Source organism: Colwellia sp. BRX10-4, assembly GCF_014077465.1.
Lineage (GTDB): Bacteria > Pseudomonadota > Gammaproteobacteria > Enterobacterales > Alteromonadaceae > Colwellia_A.
In genome coordinates, this window is record NZ_JACGVZ010000017.1 from 59,653 (window position 1) to 80,144 (window position 20,492).

The window sequence follows — 20,492 nt, forward strand, 5'->3', positions numbered from 1 at the left end:
ATGCTCCTTGCTCAATACGTTTGCCCCATTTGTAAAAAATCATTAGTGTTAACTGACAAAAGCTATCGTTGTCAGAACAATCATAGCTTTGATGAAGCAAAAGAAGGTTATGTAAACTTATTGCCCGTTCAACATAAACATTCAAAAGACCCCGGTGATAATAAATCCATGGTTAACGCACGTCGTCAGTTTCTAGATAAAGGCTTTTATCAGCCGCTCGCTGATGAATTACAATCTCTATATCAACAATATGGTGATATAACAAAGCCGGTATTTGATGCTGGCTGTGGTGAAGGTTTTTATACTCAACAGTATGTAAGGCCTACCAACCGTGTTTATGGTATTGACATTGCAAAAAATGCGGTTAAAAATGCCGCTAAAAAATATAAAGATTGTCAATTTAGCGTTGCCACCTTGTCACAGTTGCCTTTTAGTGAAAACTACTTTTCTTGGATCAACTCTATTTACGCACCAATTCTTGAAGAAGAATTCACTCGGGTATTAGCTATTAATGGCTATTTAGTCACAGTAACGCCAGCAAAAAATCATTTAATAGAACTAAAAGCATTAATATACCGAACAGCGCAACAACATGATATGACTAAAAGTCCTATTGAAAATTTAACATTGATTGCACAAAAAGAAGTGAACTATGAAATGAAATTTGCTGAAGGTGAAGATATTATTAACTTATTAGCAATGACCCCTTTTGCCTTTAAAACGACTGAAGCCTTACTTAACGATTTAAAAACAAGAAATAATTTCACTTGCCAAGCTGATTTTTTGATACGTCTTTATAAAAATACGGTCAATTAACGTTTAACTCAACCGTTAAACGTTTAAAATTTAGAATTTTGTGACTGATGACTGATGTTAAGCAGTTTAGCTAAATCAATAAAACGTGGTTTGTGCAGTGATAACTTTATGGAACCACCCGCCTCATTGACTCTAGCAACACTTTCTTTGTACCACGAGGCGAGTGCCAGCGGCAAAAATTTATCGGCTTTGACGCCAAGCATTAACAGTGCTTGTAGTGGAATACTTAAAATAAATAAGCTATAAACTAACGCCTGTGGTGATAATGTCATCGATCCTAGGTAAAGTTGCATAATAAAAGAAAACAACGCAATACCCGGTAAATAGCGAAAAGCCAAACGACAAATTTGAACAGCTTGATACTCGGCAAAATAATTGCCTAACTCTGCTCGCTGCGGCCAAAGTCGCATATACTCTCGACCTAGCTTAATTAGTTCTACTACACTCATACTCATAGACAATACATTATAACAACTGTTATTTAAAAGATAGCACAAAGTTGTAACTAGTTTTAATGAAGTCTACCTAAAGTTAACTTCCTTAGTTCATATTAATATTTTAACGCTATATTTGGTCTATAATCATTTCAATTAACGTATTGTAATAAAAAATTAACCACCTAATAAATGAGCATTAAATAAAACCATGAAAAAAAATCTAATTTTAGTGTTAAATTGCGGTAGTTCATCCTTAAAATTTTCTTTAATTAAACCAGAAAACGGCGAAACATTACTATCAGGACTAGCTGAGCGCTTATTATCCGAACAAGCGAGCATCAAGATTAACGTTAAGGGACAAAAAAAGCACACGGCTATACCTCATCCATTTGATCATCGAACAGCGATAATGGCTTTAGTTGACAGCTTAGTTTCACAACAATTAAATTTACAAATATGTGCCATAGGCCACCGCGTTGTCCATGGTGGTGAACACTATTGTATGCCAACGTTAATTACTGATGAAGTAAAAAACACCATCAGTAACTTGTCTCAGCTTGCCCCATTACACAACCCAGCAAATTTGATGGGTATTAACGCCGCGGAAGCTGTTTTTACTGATGTGCCGCAAGTTGCCGTTTTTGACACAGCTTTTCACCAAACGATGCCAGAAAAAGCTTATATTTATGGTATTCCCTACGCTCTCTATCAAGAGCATGGTATTCGACGCTATGGTTTTCATGGTACAAGCCATTATTTTGTTGCACAACAAGCGGCTAAAGCCCTCGATAAAAGTATTAATGAAAGTAATTTTATCAGTGCTCACTTAGGCAATGGTTGCAGTGTTACAGCGATTAAAAATGGTAAGAGTGTCGATACTAGCTTAGGTTTAACACCGCTGGAAGGTCTGATGATGGGTACACGTAGCGGCGATGTTGATGCGGGTATTATTTTTCACCTAATCAATCAACTCGGTTATACCACAGCGCAAGTGAGCCATTTGTTACATAAAGAAAGCGGCCTTCTGGGCGTTTCGGGGTTAAGCAACGATTGTCGTGAAATAGAAGAAGCTTGGTTAAAGGATAAAAATCCACGAGCAAAGTTAGCATTAGATATATTTTGCTACCGTGTTGCAAAGTCAATTGCTTCTTTTACTGCCAGCTTAACATCAATCGATGCCTTAATATTTACCGGCGGTATTGGCGAAAATTCGACGCTAATTAGAGCCAATATTATTGATCAATTGAGCCTACTTAATTTCTTTGTTGCAAGCGATAAGAATCAAGCTTGCTGCTTTGGCAAGGCGGGTAATATCAATACAGAAAACTCTCGTCCTATTTTAGTTATTCCAACAAATGAAGAGTGGGTTATTGCCGAGCAAACCTCACAACTTTTATATAATAACAGCTCAACTAAGGAATAAAGTCATGTCACATAGAATCATGTTGATCCCAGTAGGTTTTGGCGTTGGACTTAGCAGTGTTGTGCAAGGCTTACTTCATGCGTGTCAGCAAAAAGGTATAAATGTTGGCCACTTTAAACCAATAAGTCAACCCTCTCATCGTTTATTGGCCCACAAAGATAATACCGTTCAAAGTAAGCTCAATACACCAAACTTAGGGACTTCTGTATCATTAGCTTATGTAGAACAACAAATGGGCGATGGTAAGCATAATATTGTTTTAGAAAAAATTGTTGGAGATTTCAATCACTTTGAAAAACAATATGATGTAATAATTATTGAAGGACTAATACCAACAACACGCCAACCTTACGCGGGAAGGATCAACCGAGATGTTGCTCAAGCACTGTCAGCAGATATTGTTTTGGTGGCAGCCCCCGATAACGATAGCGCTGAAGAGTTTGAGGATCGTTTAGAAGTTAGTGCGGAAACGTTTGGCGGAATAAAAAACAAACGCCTTATTGGTTGTATTATTAACAACATTAATAGTCCCGACAAAGATGAGTATGGATTACTGCCTCGTGAAAGTGATTTTAATAGTGAGTTCGACCTCGCTACGCTGATTAATTTATCGATATTTAAAAATCGTCATTTTGACTTGTTAGGTACTGCCTTATGGGAAATGGACTTAATCGCACCACGGGTCATGGATATTTGTAATTACCTCAATGCTGAAGTGTTAAATACCGGTGATATGTCGCATCGCCGTATCCGTAGTATTAGTTTTTGTGCACGCAGCGTCGGCAATTTAATGAGCCATCTACAACCAAGTCGATTAATTGTTACTCCTGGGGACAGAACCGACATTATTATCGCCACTTGTCTATCAGCTTTAAATGGTACAAAAGTGGGGGCATTATTGTTGACTAACGGCTATAAACCTAACAAACAAGTAATGACACTTTGTCAACAAGCTTTAGAGGCCGGCCTACCCGTGCTTTCTGTGCCTTGGGATACTTGGCAGACGTCTCGTCATTTAATGAACTACAACCCAGAAACTCCTGCAGATGATATTCAACGTCATGAAAAAGTAAAGGAATATATTGCTGATAATTTGTCTGTGAATTGGTTACAGCAACTGTCCGAAAATGTTGCACAAAGTAGCCAAATGTCTCCACCTGCATTCAGGCATAAACTCACGGAACTTGCCCGCAGTGCAAATAAACTCATTGTTTTGCCAGAAGGCACAGATATCAGAACCATTAAGGCTGCTGCAATATGTGTTGAACGTGGCATTGCTCGTTGTCAGTTATTGGGTGATAAAGAAAGTATTTTATTGATTGCAGAACAACAGGGTATTCAATTACCAGAAGGATTATTAATTACTGACCCCAACTTAATTCGAGACCGCTTCATTGCTCCTTTAGTTGAGTTGAGAAAACATAAAGGATTAACCGAAGTGGTTGCAAAACAAGAACTACAAGACAACGTGGTCTTAGCAACAATGATGTTGCAACTCAGTGAAGTAGACGGTTTAGTCTCTGGAGCTATTAATACCACTGCAAATACGATACGCCCTGCCCTGCAATTAATTAAAACGGCTAAAGGAAGTTCATTAGTTTCATCTGTTTTCTTTATGTTATTACCTGAGCAAGTCCTAGTATATGGTGATTGTGCAATAAACCCTGAGCCGACTGCAGAACAACTCTCTGAGATAGCGATACAATCAGCAGACTCAGCAATAAAGTTTGGCATTGACCCTAAGGTAGCCATGATAAGTTACAGCACGGGCAGTTCAGGGGTTGGTGCCGATGTAGAAAAAGTAGCAAAAGCAACCAAACTCGCGCAAGCGAAACGACCTGATTTGATCATTGATGGACCACTGCAATATGATGCCGCCATTATGGAAAATGTTGCCAAGAAAAAAGCGCCTAACAGCCCTGTTGCGGGTAAAGCCAATGTATTCATCTTTCCTGATTTAAATACCGGTAATACCACCTACAAAGCGGTACAACGTTCTGCACACTTAGTCAGTATTGGGCCAATGTTACAAGGCATGCGAAAACCGGTTAACGACCTTTCTCGTGGTGCTTTAGTCGATGATATTGTCTATACAATTGCCTTAACAGCCATTCAAGCAAAAGTATAGTTTACTCAGCTAAAAGGTTAGTTTATTAACCTTTTAGCTTATATTTTTACTGGCTTGAGACTGCTTTTATATACAGTTGACTATTTTAATAACTATTTATAATTCAATCAATTTTTAGCCACTAGACAAAAAATAACCAGCTAAAATTAACCTTTAAAAACATAAAGATAACCATTAAAGCAATAGTTACCCACAATGATACCCACAGCTTTTGTGGATATTATTAATAACTATTAATGATGATTTAACAGGTTAACCAGCAAGAATACATTAACTTTTCCACGTTTGATGCTGTTTTTATAAATAACAAGTTATTATTGCCATAAAATACAATAAAATCTAAATAAACATCATATTATTTATCTATCAACAAACGAGAGGGGAGTCGCGAGACAAGATCAAGTAAACTTGCGTTATCTTATTAATATCTGCTGTTTACTGCTAAAGAAAAGCATTGACGATACTTAATCTGGTTAAGATAACTATCCTTGCTTTAACAATTAGCCAGTAAACGCTATAGTGACCTTTTTCCTAATGGTCACGTTCAATGAGCACTCTTACCCTCAAATTACTTGAAGAAACGTTTGCTATTCATAGTTTAGCCAGCGATATCGAAATACCAAAAGCTGTGTTTGATACACCAATCTTTTTTATTGCAAAAACCTATGAAGAAACATCCATTGTATTACCTCAAAGTATCAACATTGTTAGTGATGAAGTTGAAAAAGACTGGCAAGCACTTGAAGTTGTCGGCCCATTGGATTTTACGCTAACGGGTATTTTATCAAAAATATCAACAATTTTAGCCAATGAAAAAATCAGTATTTTTGCTATATCTACTTTTGATACTGATTATATTTTAGTAAAATCAAATAATGTATCTCTAGCAACCACTGCATTGATATCTAATGATTACCAAATAATTTAGTTTAAGGGATTTTCATGACCACTATTTACGGCATAAATAATTGCGACACGGTTAAAAAAGCGACAAAATGGCTTGATAAGCAAGATATTGAGTACACTTTTTTTGATTTTAAGAAACAACCATTAACGCCTGAGTTACTCAATGAATTTGTCAGCAACAGCTCTTGGGAAGTTTTACTCAATAAACGTAGTACCACTTTTAGAAACCTACCCGAAGCGATTAAGGGAAATTTAACTGATGATGTTATTTTCCAAGCAGTTTTGGCTCAACCGACCTTACTCAAAAGACCTTTAATCGCTCACAACAACGCCTTTGAAGTGGGTTTTAAAGAGCCAGTATATCAAGCACTATTTTTATCATGAGTAAGTTAAAGACAGAACATGACGTTATCATGTTAGCGAAAGATTTAATTGCCCGCCCGTCAGTAACCCCTGAAGATTTTGGTTGTCAAAAAATGATGTCAGAGCGTCTAGGCGTTTTGGGATTTAACAATGAAACCATGGTTTTCGAAGATACGACCAATCTATGGTCAAGACGCGGCACGACTGAGCCAGTATTTTGCTTTGCCGGTCATACTGATGTTGTTCCCGCAGGTAACGTAGCGCTTTGGCATACTCCCCCTTTTGAGCCAACCATTATTGGTGGCATGTTATACGGGCGTGGTGCTGCAGATATGAAAGGCAGCTTAGCCGCAATGCTAATTGCTACAGAACGCTTTGTAAATGATCATCCCGACCATAAGGGCTCAATAGCTTACCTTATTACCAGTGATGAAGAAGGGCCTTTTATCAATGGCACCACGCGTGTTATCGATACCCTTGAAGCTCGTCATGAGAAAATTAACTATTGTATTGTTGGTGAGCCAACCAGCTCTGATAGGGTCGGTGATATCGTTAAAAATGGTCGCCGCGGCTCTATCTCTGGTGAACTAATCATTCACGGTAAACAAGGCCATGTTGCTTACCCTGATCATGTAAAAAACCCTATCCATTTAGCTATGCCTGCTTTAGTCGAACTTAGTCAAATGCACTGGGATAACGGTAATGCTTATTTTCCTAAAACGAGTTTTCAGTTATCAAACATCGAGTCGGGTACTGGCGCAACTAATGTTGTACCTGGCCATTTAACCGCATGGTTTAATTTACGTTTTAGTACTGAATTAAATTTTCAAAATATCATCGATAAAATTGATGCTGTCCTTATTAAACATCAATTAACCTATGAAATTAAATGGACATTTAATGGTAAGCCCTTTATTACTGAACCTGGCACTTTGCTTGACTCTGCGGTAAAAGCTATAAAGACAGTCACCAATATTGATGCTGAATTATCAACATCTGGTGGCACTTCAGATGGCCGTTTTATTGCCCCTACGGGTGCACAAGTGATTGAACTTGGACCGTGCAATGCCACTATTCATCAAGTCAACGAGAGTGTTAGCTGTAATGATTTAATTTTACTTACTGATATTTATTATCATACACTGGTTAATGCACTCACTGACCCAACAACCACAGCTTAACTTTAATGACTGAAATATTAACTAACAGACAATTAACTGGCCACGACAATAGCCATATTACTTGGTTAGATGAGCAGACAGGAATTCATCGCCAAGCGTTAACGGCATGGCAAGCTATGTCTGATAAAGCAAAGTTGGCCGGCTTTGAACTGAAAATCGCCAGTGGTTATAGAGACTTTACTCGACAATTAACTATTTGGAACCGAAAGTTTTCAGGTCAGCTCGCGATTAAAGATATGCAAGGGGCAACCCTAGATATTAATAAAATAACAGAACAACAAATTGTTCAGGGTATTTTATACTTTTCGGCACTTCCTGGGGCAAGTCGACATCATTGGGGATGCGACATCGATATCTATGCTAAAAATTTATTAGCTGACGATGAAAAGCTACAGTTAGAGCCATGGGAGTTTGCTGTTGAGGGGCCTTTTTATCCATTAAACCAATGGCTAACTCAACATGCTAGTTGCTTTGGATTTTACTTTCCTTACGATAAATTTCGCGGTGGTGTCGCTGTAGAGCCTTGGCATTTATCTTATTGGCCAATAGCGCAACATGGAGAAAGGTTATTAACTGAGAACCTGCTTAATTCGGTTCTTTTAAGCTCAGATATCTTGGGGAAAGAAGAGATTCTTCAGAACCTATCAACTATTTATCAGCAATATATTCAAAATGTTGGGAGTATTCACTATGGATAATTGGTTAATCATCGTTATTATTATTGCAGCTTTCGCCTTAATAATTGGTAATTTTAGTGTTGTTCAACAAAATGCTAATACACCTTTACGAAAGCAAGGCTTAAATGATTTAGAAGAAACACTGCCGCGCAGTCATAACAAAGCCCATAAAATGCCAACTATCGTATCAACTGAACCGATAGAGTCAAAAGAAAAAAAACGAACTAGCCATTTAAATCGATGAAATAGCCAAGCAGTCTGTTTAAAAAAAGAGTAAATCTTGATAAAAATAGGCTGACTTCAACAAAATTTCAAATACCGTTAAGATGTTAAGATGCACTGTAGATAATTTACTTGTAAAAAAACGCCGCTAAAAAATTTAGCGGCGTTTTATTTTAAAAAAGCACAATTAAAGCACCTTAAAAAGCATCTCTAAAAGATAGGCCTCTTTCCATTACTGGAAAAATACGCTCTAGTACTTCAACGGGTAAAGGATTACCATCAGCATCATAGATAGTTACCGAGGTTTTACCTTGTTCATCGTTAAGTACAAATTGGTACTTAGCTTGGTCAAGATCAATAACAGGAACGTCATCTCCCCATATAACTGACCATAAGCTATTTTCAGGCTTCACAAAATCAACAAAGTATATTTTCTTACTTTCATTAAGATCTGTTATCTCAAAGCCATAATCTGTAAAAAACAATGGCATATTTGACCAAAGCATTTCAATATCAATTTCAGCAATATATGCTGGCTCTGCTTGGGCATTTTCACCAATAGTGACAAATTTTTGATTAGCTCGCATTAAACGGTTTTCACGTTGCTGCAATCGATATTTAAAATCAACCTGAGCAACAACCTCATTAAGCATCGCCATTTCTGCGCGTTGTTTGTCAATGATGTCCATTGTTTTACTTGCGCCTTTCATGTCGGTGCGCATGTAATCAATTAATTTAACACTTAAAGCGACACTTCGACCATGAGGTTTACTTTCAAACTGGTAGGTAAAACGCATGCTCTCACTGCTATCTACCGTTTTAAATAACCAGTAACCAGAAACGTCTTCTTCATGGTACCAAGCCGACTCAAATACGTTGTTATCATTACCGATAGCCGTTAACTCTACACCATCACTCGCGAGTTGTTCACGCAGCGCTTCAGTGATAAAGTCTTTTAAATCAGTGTCTTCTAATATTTGGTCAAACCAAATTTTAGCGTTCATTGTACCTGCAACAACACGTGAAGATGAAGCGACAGGAAGAACCAATGAAGGTGCTCTGACATCAACATCTTGGCCAATTGGTCCTTTATTATTGATGGCGTCTGAGATAAAAAACTTTGCATTGACTTCAGGCTTATTCAAACCTGTCGGAACACCTATTTGTTTAGCTTCTTTGACTTTGGCGTATTCAAAATCGCCCATAGCGCTTTTGTTATTAACACTGCCACAACCTGTTACTGCAAGACTTAACAAGGAAAAATAAAATATACGACGATTCATTAACACTCCTGAGGATACAATCTGAATCTTTAAAAGTTGGTTCTTATATTGAACTGACCATAAAAGTTAACTTTGAAACCATTAAATGTAGATTAAATGTAGACAACGAAAACTTTAATCTGCTCTTTGAGTAAATTATCTGTATTAAGTTCCAATATTATCTATAGATTTTATTGATCAGCATATACAAGTATACTATCAGACAAATTAATGGGCACTATGGTACTTGGCTGTTTTTACAAACACAAGAATTCAACTCGAAAAATAACAAATAAATATATTCTCGCTTTAATAGCGGTTTTTATCTGCTTTAAATACGTTACAATAGCGACTTTTTAAACTACTTAGGCTAACTATGTCTCAATATTTAGTACTCACAGCAATGGGTGCAGACAGAACAGGAAGTGTTAGTGAGCTCACTAAGCTAGCGAGTAAATGTGGCTGTAATATTATTGACAGTAGAATGGCGATATTTGGCCTAGAGTTTTCTTTGATTATGTTATTAAGTGGCAGTGCGAAAGCGATTAATCAAATTGAAAATAAGTTACCTGGCGTAGCAGTCAAGCTTGAATTAACCACCATGATGAAAAGAACCTCTGGTTATAAAAAAAGAGAGTTCACCCATCATTATCAAGTTGATTATGCCGGTATCGACCAACCTGGTTTATTAAAAGCGGTGACCGCATTTTTTGCCACTCGCAATATTGACTTATCATCGTTAAAATCAGAAATTGACCCTGTCACTAATCAAATGCGCGCGACCATTTTAATAGCCTTAACCGAAGACACAAGTATTGCACAGCTAGAAAGCGACTACTTTGAACTCTGCGAACAAGTTGATGTGCAAGGCTGCATTAAAAAAGTGAATTCAAACCTTATATAAACTACATACAAGCAGGATACCCATGAAAACAATAACTGTTGGCGAAACCGCACCACTATTTACTTTACTTGATGAAAATAGCGATAAAGTCGCTTTAGCTGATTATATTGGTAAAAAACAAGTACTGGTCTATTTCTACCCTAAAGCCATGACCCCAGGTTGTACTGTGCAAGCACAAGGACTAAGAGACAGTAGAAGCGAACTTGAACAATTAAATACAATAGTCTTTGGGATTAGTCCCGACGAACCAAAGAAGTTAGTTAAGTTTTGTCTGCGCGATGCATTAAACTTCACGTTATTGTCAGATGTTGATCACAGTGTTGCTGACGCCTTTGGCGTATGGGGATTAAAGAAGTTCATGGGAAAAGAATACGACGGCATCCATCGTTTAAGTTTTTTAATTGGCTTAGATGGCAAAATTAGCCACGTATTTAATAAATTCAAGACAAAAAACCACCATGAAGTTGTTTTAGACGTTTTAACCCTAACGACTAAAAATTAACCGTAACGGTTAGCTTATTTGTTTTAGGCTAGCCGCATAAATAGAATGCTATAATGCCTGCTCCTTTAAAATACCTTTCAGCCTATTCTCTAGATATTCAACATAAAGTACAAGCAATGATAACGACCAAGAAGTTATCTGCCTATTTATTGGCAAAATACCCTGTTACCCATCAAATATATAACGATAAAGCCCTGCGCAGCTATGTAATGGATATTAAAAATCAGTACTTAAAGAAGTCTGAACCATTAAGCCAGATAAAGTACGACGATAAAATTCATGTTATTAATAACGCATTAGGCCTGCACACTTATGTATCAAGGGTGCAAGGCAGTAAGCTGAAAAGTAAAAATGAAATACGCATTGGCACTTTATTTAAAAAAACGCCAGAAACATTTTTGCAAATGATCGTTGTTCACGAACTTGCCCATTTGAAAGAAAAAGAGCATAAAAAAAATTTCTATATGCTTTGTCGGCATATGCAAGCAGATTATCACCAAATAGAGCTAGATTTACGTATTTACTTGACCCAAGTAGAGTTATTTGGCGATATTTACAATTAAGCTTGAAGCTTAATTTAACGCAAGCTACAGTAATGAAAATATCCTTATAAAAAATGCTGATGAATATTACTGATGTAAAAAAACGTATCGTACTTACTGGCGGCCCTGGCGGCGTTAAAACCACAGCTGTTGATCTTATTCGCCGTGAATTTTCAGGAAAAATAGCGACCGTCCCCGAAGCAGCAACGATGATTTTCAATGGCGGCATTGCTCGTTCAAATAATAATCATGTACTAAAAACACAACAAACTGCTATTTTTAATTTGCAAAACATTTAGAAGATATTCAGTGAGCGACTTTGAGCACAGCATCATTTTATGTGACCGAGGCTCTTTAGACGGCCTAGCCTATTGGCCAGGCAATGATGATGAGTTTTTCCAAGCGATGGATACCACGCTTGCTGATGAGTTGGCACGTTACGATGCGGTCATTTTTTTTGAAAGTGCACCAAAATCAGGTAAAAGTATCAAAAGTAATAATCCCATTCGCAATGAATCAGAAAAAGTGGCTATCATTCTTGACGATAAACTACAGACTATTTGGTCACAACATCCTAATTTTAACTTAATTCAAAGTGCTGAATCTTTTATCAATAAAGTTATGTTTAGTATCACGACCATTGAAAAAATTATCGAGCAGTATCAAAAAGATTCAGGGTAAAGTTTACCTTAGAGCACCTCTTTAAGCGGTACCCTGTTCAGGAAAGTCACTATTTGATGGCCAAGCATTTAAAACGGCCTTAACTAAGGTTGCTAGGGGAATAGCAAAGAATATTCCCCAGAAACCCCACATGCCGCCAAATAAAATAACAGCAACAATAATCGTTACTGGATGGAGATTTACCGCCTCTGAAAATAATAATGGCACAATAATATTGCCATCAATAGCTTGAATAATACCATAAGCTATCATTACATAACCGAATTCGCTACCGGTGCCAAATTGAAATAAAGCCACCAACAAAACAGGAAAAGTGACAATGGTAGCGCCTACATATGGCACAAGTACCGACAACCCCACTAAAACACCAAGTAATACCGCATAATTTAGGCCGAGGACGATAAAGGCTATGGTCGATGCAGCACCAACAATAAGGATTTCAATTACCTTACCACGAATATAATTCATAATTTGTTGATACATCTCATCGCCTACTTTCGTCGCCATTAAACGTTCTTTAGGAAGAAATGAGGTAAAATTTGAAATTAATACTTTTTTATCTTTTAGAAAGAAGAACACCATTAACGGCACTAGAATTAAGTAAATCATCAAAGCAACAATATCAGAAATAGAATTAAGAGAAGCTTTTAAGGCAACTTGTCCCCATTCAATTAACTTATCATTGACGGCAGAAATTAATGTTTCTATTTGTTTGGCATCAATTAAATCAGGATACAACTCAGGAAGTGTCAACAAATAGGTTTGTCCATGAGACACCATTTGCGGTACTTCTTGTAATAAATTACTACTTTGTTGCCAAATAACAGGCATTAACCCAAGAATACCGACTAAAGAAATACCGATAAACGCCGCTACAACGATACTCACGGCAAGTGTTCTTGATAAGCCAATACGAACTAGACGATAGACAGGTAAATCTAATAAAAAAGCAATTGCAATAGCAACAAAGACCGGCATAAGTAAATTATTAAATAAAAAGACAAAAAGAAAAGCACACAAAAGAATAACCAATAAAGTTACTGCATTTGGATCAGAAAACTTACGCTTATACCATTGAGAAAATAATGAAAACATTTATATAACTTACCTGTTGGATGAAAGGGGTTGAGGGGCTTTACTAATAAAAAGTTCAAGGGTGTTTTTTTCAAGCCAAGACTCTTTATAGTAGTAACCTTGTATCATTAATAGTTTAGGAATATCCTTAATAGAGCCTTGGTCAGATATTCTCAGTAAACAAAAATCAGCATGCGACATTTTTTTTAACAATAATCGCAATTGTACTAATGGCACAGGACATTTTTCTGCACTGGCGTCATATTCATAGATCATCACTACATACCACTTAAAAAATCATCAGATAACAATAATTGTCACCAATAACAGTAAACAAACCTTTTGTTTGATTATCTAATTTGCGACAATTGATTACAATGTTATTGTATTATTTATTTTGATTTGATGGCAAATAAGTACTGAGGTGAAATGAAAGAGTTACCGATAACAGCTAGTTTAAAAGAAATTACTGCCTATAAAAAGAAACTTAATTGGGGTGATGTACCTGCTATCTATCATATGGCGGCCTCTTCTATTAGTGATATGGACGGGATCTTAACGCATGGTTTTGATAGTGCCTATAAACAATTATTTGAGAAAAGTAATTGGAACTATGCATTTTTAGAGACGACTGCTAATAACCATGGCAATGTTAAGGTTACCCAAAAGCCAAAAATAGCCTTACGTCATTGCTATGATGAACAAAATTATGAACTTCACTGTTATCCGATAGTCAAAGGTGAACGACTCTACACACCATTATCAAAAAATGCCTTATGTCCATTTGTGCAATGGTCACCCGAAAATATGCAAATGCTGTTTAGGATCAGTAGTTTAATTTCGTTTATCGTTTTTACTTTTAAAAGTGGTGATCCAGCAGATTTAGCGTTAATCAAGTACTCACATAAACGTGTACAGGAGCTAATAGCTCAACTGAGTCAATCATTTGAAATAGTTGATGTAGTGGGTTATTCGATTGCAGATTTTTGTAAAGAGTTATATAGAGGAAAACCAAACTTCACTATCGCTGATTTACTTGATACACCGGATCTAAATACGGAATAATTAATTTGCCTTATAAACATAAGCTTAAAATAAAATCATTATTATTTACCTGTGCATTAACAACATTAGTTGCTAGCCCGTACGGCTTTTCCCAGGAAAATAATAAAAATAAACTTCCAGAAATTGGCACTGCTGGATTTAGCGTTCTATCTGTTGATAAAGAACGTCAGATAGGTAACGCGATGATGCGTCATATTCGCGCTTCTCAGCCGTTGGTCAATGACCCTGTTTTAATTGAATATATTAACGACTTAGGCAACCGTTTAGTCAAGAATGCCCAAGATGTTAATTACAGCTTTGAATTTTTTATCATTAGAAATAAAGAAATCAATGCCTTTGCTTTTTTTGGTGGGCATGTTGGCATTCATAGTGGCTTAATTACCCTCGCTGATACAGAGAGCGAATTAGCCTCGGTAATCAGTCATGAAATATCTCATGTAACCCAACGCCACTTAGCCCGTAGGCTTGAGTCTCAAACTAGAAATCAACCACTAGCCACTGCAGCAATGATTTCAGGGATATTACTGGCATTAGTTAATCCATCTGTTGGTATGGCTGCATTAACCACAGCAATGGCTGCGTCAAAGCAATCAAGTATTAATTTTACCCGTGGCAATGAGCAAGAAGCCGACCGTGTTGGCATTGCTCTGCTAGCACAAAGCGGTTTTGATCCGCAAGGTGCCCCCGATTTTTTTGGAAAGATGGCAGTAAAATATCGTTATACTTCAAAGCCACCAGCAATGCTATTAACTCATCCAGTACCTGAATCTCGCATTGCCGAAGCGCGTGTACGTGCTCATGGTTTAGAGAGTCGTCCTTTAGCTCCTAGTTTAAACTTTGCGCTCGCAAAAGCGCGTATTCAAGCACGTTACGAATCAACGGCTCTGGAAAATATTGCAACTTTTGAAGATAGTATAAAGAAACAAGACTACACTTATAGAGCCGCGGTCAACTATGGCTTAGCCTTATCATTATTTGAAAATAAAGATTATCAAGCGGCTAAAAAAATACTTGAGAGATTGCTCAGAGAAGATAAAAACAATCTATTCTATGCAGATGCACTAACCGATGTTTATATTAAAACAAAAGAATTAAATAAAGCGCTTACTATGCTCAGTGCCCTTAATTTATTGATGCCAAATAATCAAGTTGTTACCTTAAACTTTGCCAACGCTCTTGTTGAAAGCAGTCATTATTCAGAAGCTGAAGTACTATTACAGGACTACCTATTAGTTAAACCCGGTAATTTTATCGCTTATGATATATTAACGACTGTCTATGAAAAACAAGATAAAAAAGCACTTATGCATGCGACAAAAGGCGAAATTTTTGCACTTTTAGGGGCATACGCTCGTGCGGTCGATGAATTACAAACAGGCTACAATTTTACAGATAATCAACCGTTAGTTGAAAAACGTATCAAAGCACGAATATTGCAATTTCAAGATCAAGAACAAAAACTTAAAAGACTGTAATCCATATTACAGAAACGTTTATAATAGGTGCTATGACGGCCTATTTTATTGATTAACCCGTAAAATCATTTGATTTTAGCACCCATTGAGATCTAACCATGTTAACGATTTATCACAACCCTCGCTGCTCTAAAAGCCGGCAAACCTTAGCGTTGATTGAAGAAAACAACCAAAAGGTTTGTATTGTAGAATATTTAAAAAAACCACTAGATGAAAGCACTATCCAGTCACTTTTATCACGTTTAAATGCTTCCCCTATTCAAATGATGCGTACTAAAGAAAGTGAATTTAAAACACAAGCATTAGCTCAAGCAACTGACAAGCAACTCATTGAAGCTATGGTTAACACCCCAAAACTTATTGAGCGACCGATTGTTACTACGCAAACGAAAGCCATCATTGGTCGACCTCCTGAAAACGTTCTAACACTCTTTTAATTTCAATTTAAAATTTAATTCAACAAATTAGTGAAAAATTTGCTAACCAACAGGATACCTTTCATGACTAAGACACAAAGATTCTCAACATCAACATTTAAAAAAATAACCTTAATTGGCTATTTTTCTTTATTATTTTTTATGCCGCTTTGGCTACTCTATTTAAACCCTTCACAAGGTTTGTCGCCCATATTAAGCTTATGCTTATTCACTGTGCCACTGTTATTTCCTCTAAAAGGTTTGCTGGCTGGTAATCCTTATACCTATGCTTGGTCGAGCTTTGTCGTTATGATTTATTTCCTACACAGTTTAACCACGCTATGGGTATCTCCAGCAGATGTAGTTTGGGCATCTTTAGAGCTTATATTTGCAACAATGATGTTTATTGGTGGCAGTTATTACGCGAAATATAGAGGTCAAGAGCTAGGCTTGAGTATTAGAAAAGCTAAAGATAAAGCGTAACGCTTCAATAAAACTTTTATAACGTGACCACCATTATAGTTAAGGGCTGAAAATGAAAAACATTCTGCGTATATTACTGCTAATACCTATTTTATTTGCTTGTAACGATAATGGTGAGGTCACTAAAATTTTCACCGTCGACGATGAAGTAAAAATTGCTCAGGCGGTCGAATTAGTTTTACTCGCCCCCTCTAGTAAGGTGACTGAGATTATTTGGACGCAGACGGCTGGCGAACCCGTTGTCTTCTTAGCCTACACCAGTAAGGTTATCGCTTTCACACCTAACACCGTAGGCACATATAGTTTTAATGTTTCATTTACACAAGAAGATGGTAGCAGAGAATCCCTTAGCCACTCTATTAGTGTAACCAATGAACAAGGAGAGATATCTGCGCGTCTGGGTCATGCTGCACTAGAAGGTAGTAAAGTGTCATTGCGTGCTTCGTTAACAAGTAAACTTTTAAGCGATAGTTTAGTTTGGCAACAAACTGCCGGTCCAGAGGTCAATTTTACGGCTGAAAATACCCAGGGTGATTATGCAGTATTCTTTAATGCGCCGGAAGTTACGAGGGATACTGTAGTAGAATTCACCGTATCCTCAGGAAGCTATTCTGACAAAGTAGCGGTACTTGTTGAAAATGCTGAACCTGTCTCGACATCAGATAATACTGCTTATACTGAGCGTTTGGCTCGGGTATTTCCCTTTGTTGCAAGCTCATCTTATGCCGATGTACTCGTCGATTGTGTTTATAGTAATAAAATTAACTTTGCGCGAACATGTGCATTTAATACCTTACCATTAATTGCACATGATACAACCACACCAACGGTTGATGACATAATGGACCGAGTGATCGTTTCTCATTATTGGATGGGAGAAAGATTTCGAGAATTCCTTGAAAATTATGACCCCTACAATGATTTCAAAAATTTACTAAGAGCAAATACTGCCATCGTCATTTCTTATGACATCAGACCCTCATACTACTGGGTGGTCAGTGGCGCTATTCACTTGGATGCTAATTATTTTTGGATGACCCCTGATGAGCGAGATACCATAAATCAAGCACCTGACTATAGAGCGTCCTTTGGTGGTGATCTTAATTTTGCCATGCCTTGGCGTTATGTAAAAAATAATAATTACACCACTACTTTTATATCTGAAAATGACCGGGTTACTCGACAACCTAGCGATGTTTTATACAGTTTAACGTCTTTGATGTACCACGAACTTGCCCATGCCAACGATATTTTCCCAAGCACTAGTTGGTCAGCTTTAAACCCAGAGCAAACAATATTATCAGCCGCACAACAAATAGCAGATAATAGTGGCTTTAAATCGGATCAGCTAAACAACACCCTTCCCTTACTGGGTGAGGAAATGTACGCCTTAGCTCAGGTACGTTTTCAGGGGGTTGACGCATCAAAAACACAAAACGCTTATCAACCCAGCGATATTAAAACATTTTTTAGTGGCGAGGCTGCGCCTCAGTTTTATAATTACTCAAGTATTCGCGAAGATTACGCTATGCTTTTTGATGGTTTTATGATGAAAACTCGCTTTGATATTAGTCGAGATGTCGCTATAACTAACGCTCCTAAAATTGCGAATGAAAAGTATATCGTTAATTGGGGACAGCGCGGCCGTATTGGCGATGAAAAGATTAAACCTCGGGTATTATATGCCGTAAGCCATATATTGCCGGAAGTAAGTGACATTGAAAACTTAGTGAATAATTTACCAAGTCCAATAATGATGAACGCGGGTGAAAGTTGGGCTAACAATTTAAATATAAGCCCAATTAATAAAGAACAATCAGGGCTGCAAAACGTTTCTGCTCAACGCAAAGATAGACGCTTTGTTCAGTATGAATTTTATGAAAAGCCCAGCCCTTTAAAATAAAATAGCTTTAATAAATGGTATGGTGATTTTGCGTTGTTCTCTTATTGATGCTTCGTCAAGCTCGGCTAAAGCTAAGATCAAGTGACTCATTTCACGTGATAAGTGACTCAGTAAATATTTAGCCACTTCATCACTTAATAATAAACCTCGTTGTTGCGCTCTAAATTTTAACGCGATTAACTTTTCTTCATCATCTAGGGGTTTGATTTGCTCTGTCATTCCCCAAGATAATCGAGAAACTAAATCAGCTAAGCCAAGCTTCAGTTGTGAAACACTTTGATCTCCAGTAATAATCAAGCGTTTATTATGCTCAATAACACGGTTAAATAAATCAAAGACCGCTTGTTGCCAAAGCTTGTCTCCAGCAATTAATTGCACATCATCTAAGCAAATCAAATCAATATTTTCTAAACCATCAAGTACTTCAACCGACAACTGTTTTAATTCAGAAAAAGATAAACAAACGGATGATAGACCTAATTTCTCAGCAAAAGTACAACTGGCATGAAGCAAATGTGATTTACCAACACCTGACAAGCCGAATAAGTAAAAACTATTGACGTGCGCAGACTCTACCGAATGTTGACTGGCTTTAATAAACGACTTTAACTGCTCAGTTGCCGAATAATTAGCAATACTTTGGAAACTTGAAAACGTTTCATCATCGGGTAATTGAACTGACAAGGTTAATTGAGAAGTGACTTTCACTAAGGTTTCCAATAAAAAACAGGGACAGCACCGAGCACTTTTTCGGCAAGTGGGTCAACAAAAAGGTCTAATTGCTTATTCAGCTTTAATGAAGCGAGAAAGGCTTGTCCTGAACTCTTTAAAACCAATTCAAAACGGCGATTCCCCCCCGAAGCGCTGAGTAATTTCACCGATTTAACTGATGATAATTGTTCAAGAAATCGCTCTAATTCAATAAAGCTTTTTAGTGATGATATATTGGCAACGTCAATAATATAATTGTTATCAATATCACTATTTAAAGCATATTTTTGATAAATTATATCACTAATAAGAGAAAGCGCAGTTTTTAATAACTGGTCAGGATCGTCACCGTAGCTGATTTCACCAAAGATTTGTCCGGTGATTGTATCGCGATTGTAGCCTTGGGCATCAGCGATAAAACTCCAGTCTAGTGCGTATTGTTGACGTTCTTTTTGGCATAAAAAGCAGTCATCAACCTGTTCATCACTTTCGTGTTGAGGTAATAAACTACTGTTTGATAAACGAATTATTATTATAGATTCTGGGTTGTAGCGCAGTGATGCCATTTGTACTTGTTTGGCAAAGCGTCCCCAAACATCAAAAGTTGAGATGGTATTTACATCGGTTAAGTCCATTAACGGCATTAAAATAGGTAAGCCCCTTAACGCTGAAAACTGTTCGACACTATTAGGTAAATTGTAACTCACTTGTGGCGTTGCATTATTGAAAAAAGACGAGTGGCTTGCATTAGAAATAGTCGTGCGGCGTAAACCATTCTCTTCAACGAGCCACAATAAAATTTGTGGTCGTAAACTTCCCCAAATAGGGGCGTTGGCATATTCAAACAACTGATTAATTTTGCTTTCGTCAAAAGTAACTAAAAGTTCAGTCTGCTCAGCATTACGTTGATAACGGTATTTTACAACATAGCCACTGACATTTCTAAGGCCACTTTTGATGGTCGAGTTGGACAACAGCGCTTGTTGTCCCCCCACTTTTAGCACGACCGCGCTCATTGCTTGTTGCAGGGCTAGCTTTCGCTCTGGGTCGGTTTGTGAGTTAACGATAACCTTAGCGTCGTATAAGTTTTTAACTTCAACAGCCAAAGCGGTTATTGGAGCAAAGAAATTACTTAAAACAACAACTAATACAATAAGATATCTAAGCATATTTTTTAAGTTGATTATTTTTATGTATAAGATCTTATCATAGTGTTAATCATTTTAAACACTAATAAAAAATAATTTATTATAAAGATTTTCACCACGCCATTGCGCTGGTAGAATGCGCCATTAAAGTTCTTATGCTAATTAATTGAGGT

At 37.1% G+C, this 20,492-nt stretch carries 24 protein-coding genes; 18 read left to right on the forward strand and 6 right to left on the reverse strand.

The annotated features are described in order from the left end of the window. A complete protein-coding gene (gene rlmA, locus H4J67_RS13635; protein WP_182175549.1) occupies positions 1-816 on the forward strand; it encodes a 23S rRNA (guanine(745)-N(1))-methyltransferase in 816 nt (271 codons plus the stop codon). A 23-nt stretch (positions 817-839) separates the two neighbouring features. Here the strand turns inward: rlmA and yfbV are convergent, their stop codons facing one another. After that, a complete protein-coding gene (gene yfbV, locus H4J67_RS13640; protein ID WP_182204035.1) occupies positions 840-1,271 on the reverse strand; it encodes a terminus macrodomain insulation protein YfbV in 432 nt (143 codons plus the stop codon). Between the two features lie 190 nt (positions 1,272-1,461). Here yfbV and H4J67_RS13645 point away from each other — a divergent pair, with 190 nt between their 5' ends. The 7 genes from H4J67_RS13645 (at position 1,462) to H4J67_RS13675 (ending at position 8,175) form a co-directional block, all read left to right on the forward strand. Beyond that, positions 1,462-2,676 (forward strand): acetate kinase, encoded by a 1,215-nt coding sequence (locus tag H4J67_RS13645; protein WP_182175547.1) that lies wholly within the window; start codon positions 1,462-1,464, stop codon positions 2,674-2,676. 4 nt (positions 2,677-2,680) lie between these two features. Beyond that, positions 2,681-4,804, forward strand: a complete 2,124-nt coding sequence (gene pta, locus H4J67_RS13650; protein ID WP_182175546.1) for a phosphate acetyltransferase — start codon at positions 2,681-2,683, stop codon at positions 4,802-4,804. A gap of 547 nt (positions 4,805-5,351) precedes the next feature. Further along, positions 5,352-5,732 carry an ACT domain-containing protein gene (locus H4J67_RS13655; RefSeq protein WP_182175545.1) on the forward strand — a complete coding sequence of 127 codons (381 nt, stop codon included), beginning with the start codon at positions 5,352-5,354 and terminating at the stop codon, positions 5,730-5,732. A gap of 14 nt (positions 5,733-5,746) precedes the next feature. Next, complete coding sequence (locus tag H4J67_RS13660) at positions 5,747-6,094, forward strand: Spx/MgsR family RNA polymerase-binding regulatory protein (protein ID WP_182175544.1); 348 nt, start codon at positions 5,747-5,749, stop codon at positions 6,092-6,094. Beyond that, complete coding sequence (dapE, locus tag H4J67_RS13665; protein ID WP_182204037.1) at positions 6,091-7,254, forward strand: succinyl-diaminopimelate desuccinylase; 1,164 nt, start codon at positions 6,091-6,093, stop codon at positions 7,252-7,254. Before H4J67_RS13660 ends, dapE begins: the two co-directional genes overlap by 4 nt. Before the next feature lie 5 nt (positions 7,255-7,259). Next, positions 7,260-7,952: a M15 family metallopeptidase gene (locus H4J67_RS13670; RefSeq protein ID WP_182204039.1), complete on the forward strand. Its 693-nt coding sequence runs from the start codon at positions 7,260-7,262 to the stop codon at positions 7,950-7,952. Next, positions 7,945-8,175, forward strand: coding sequence for a hypothetical protein (locus tag H4J67_RS13675; protein ID WP_182175541.1), 231 nt, complete (start codon positions 7,945-7,947; stop codon positions 8,173-8,175). The genes H4J67_RS13670 and H4J67_RS13675 overlap by 8 nt, the downstream gene beginning before the upstream one ends. 175 nt (positions 8,176-8,350) lie before the next feature. On the opposite strand, the gene bamC is transcribed toward H4J67_RS13675, so the two are convergent. After that, positions 8,351-9,436: an outer membrane protein assembly factor BamC gene (gene bamC / locus H4J67_RS13680; RefSeq protein ID WP_182175540.1), complete on the reverse strand. Its 1,086-nt coding sequence runs from the start codon at positions 9,434-9,436 to the stop codon at positions 8,351-8,353. A 355-nt stretch (positions 9,437-9,791) separates the two neighbouring features. Between bamC and H4J67_RS13685 the strand changes: the two genes are divergently transcribed. The 5 genes from H4J67_RS13685 to H4J67_RS13700 are packed head-to-tail and all read left to right on the forward strand — an operon-like array spanning position 9,792 to position 12,044. Beyond that, the gene (locus tag H4J67_RS13685; protein WP_070373882.1) at positions 9,792-10,319 is read left to right on the forward strand and encodes a glycine cleavage system protein R; all 528 of its coding nucleotides are present in this window, start codon (positions 9,792-9,794) and stop codon (positions 10,317-10,319) included. Between the two features lie 22 nt (positions 10,320-10,341). Next, positions 10,342-10,821 carry a thioredoxin-dependent thiol peroxidase gene (gene bcp, locus H4J67_RS13690; RefSeq protein ID WP_182204041.1) on the forward strand — a complete coding sequence of 160 codons (480 nt, stop codon included), beginning with the start codon at positions 10,342-10,344 and terminating at the stop codon, positions 10,819-10,821. A gap of 53 nt (positions 10,822-10,874) precedes the next feature. Beyond that, a complete protein-coding gene (locus tag H4J67_RS13695) occupies positions 10,875-11,384 on the forward strand; it encodes a YgjP-like metallopeptidase domain-containing protein (RefSeq protein ID WP_182204043.1) in 510 nt (169 codons plus the stop codon). 59 nt (positions 11,385-11,443) lie between these two features. Then, complete coding sequence (locus H4J67_RS20755; protein ID WP_259368604.1) at positions 11,444-11,662, forward strand: ATP-binding protein; 219 nt, start codon at positions 11,444-11,446, stop codon at positions 11,660-11,662. 10 nt (positions 11,663-11,672) lie between these two features. After that, positions 11,673-12,044: an AAA family ATPase gene (locus H4J67_RS13700; protein ID WP_310740618.1), complete on the forward strand. Its 372-nt coding sequence runs from the start codon at positions 11,673-11,675 to the stop codon at positions 12,042-12,044. Positions 12,045-12,065: 21 nt separating this feature from the next. Here H4J67_RS13700 and H4J67_RS13705 read toward each other — a convergent pair whose 3' ends face one another. Continuing rightward, positions 12,066-13,139, reverse strand: a complete 1,074-nt coding sequence (locus tag H4J67_RS13705) for an AI-2E family transporter (RefSeq protein WP_182169624.1) — start codon at positions 13,137-13,139, stop codon at positions 12,066-12,068. Positions 13,140-13,148: 9 nt separating this feature from the next. Beyond that, complete coding sequence (locus tag H4J67_RS13710; protein WP_182169627.1) at positions 13,149-13,394, reverse strand: sulfurtransferase TusA family protein; 246 nt, start codon at positions 13,392-13,394, stop codon at positions 13,149-13,151. A gap of 153 nt (positions 13,395-13,547) precedes the next feature. Between H4J67_RS13710 and H4J67_RS13715 the strand changes: the two genes are divergently transcribed. The 5 genes from H4J67_RS13715 (at position 13,548) to H4J67_RS13735 (ending at position 18,460) form a co-directional block, all read left to right on the forward strand. Continuing rightward, positions 13,548-14,183, forward strand: a complete 636-nt coding sequence (locus H4J67_RS13715; protein ID WP_182204045.1) for a hypothetical protein — start codon at positions 13,548-13,550, stop codon at positions 14,181-14,183. Between the two features lie 5 nt (positions 14,184-14,188). Continuing rightward, a complete protein-coding gene (locus H4J67_RS13720) occupies positions 14,189-15,658 on the forward strand; it encodes a M48 family metalloprotease (protein ID WP_259368605.1) in 1,470 nt (489 codons plus the stop codon). A gap of 98 nt (positions 15,659-15,756) precedes the next feature. After that, a complete protein-coding gene (gene arsC / locus H4J67_RS13725) occupies positions 15,757-16,095 on the forward strand; it encodes an arsenate reductase (glutaredoxin) (protein WP_182169633.1) in 339 nt (112 codons plus the stop codon). A 63-nt stretch (positions 16,096-16,158) separates the two neighbouring features. Next, a complete protein-coding gene (locus H4J67_RS13730) occupies positions 16,159-16,557 on the forward strand; it encodes a DUF2069 domain-containing protein (RefSeq protein ID WP_182169636.1) in 399 nt (132 codons plus the stop codon). Positions 16,558-16,609: 52 nt separating this feature from the next. Beyond that, positions 16,610-18,460 (forward strand): hypothetical protein, encoded by a 1,851-nt coding sequence (locus tag H4J67_RS13735; RefSeq protein ID WP_182169639.1) that lies wholly within the window; start codon positions 16,610-16,612, stop codon positions 18,458-18,460. On the opposite strand, the gene hda is transcribed toward H4J67_RS13735, so the two are convergent. Then, positions 18,452-19,168, reverse strand: coding sequence for a DnaA regulatory inactivator Hda (hda, locus tag H4J67_RS13740; RefSeq protein WP_182169642.1), 717 nt, complete (start codon positions 19,166-19,168; stop codon positions 18,452-18,454). The two genes, H4J67_RS13735 and hda, sit on opposite strands and share 9 nt — an antisense overlap. Continuing rightward, positions 19,168-20,340: a DUF2066 domain-containing protein gene (locus H4J67_RS13745; RefSeq protein WP_182204047.1), complete on the reverse strand. Its 1,173-nt coding sequence runs from the start codon at positions 20,338-20,340 to the stop codon at positions 19,168-19,170. The genes hda and H4J67_RS13745 overlap by 1 nt, the downstream gene beginning before the upstream one ends. Positions 20,341-20,492 lie beyond the last annotated feature (152 nt).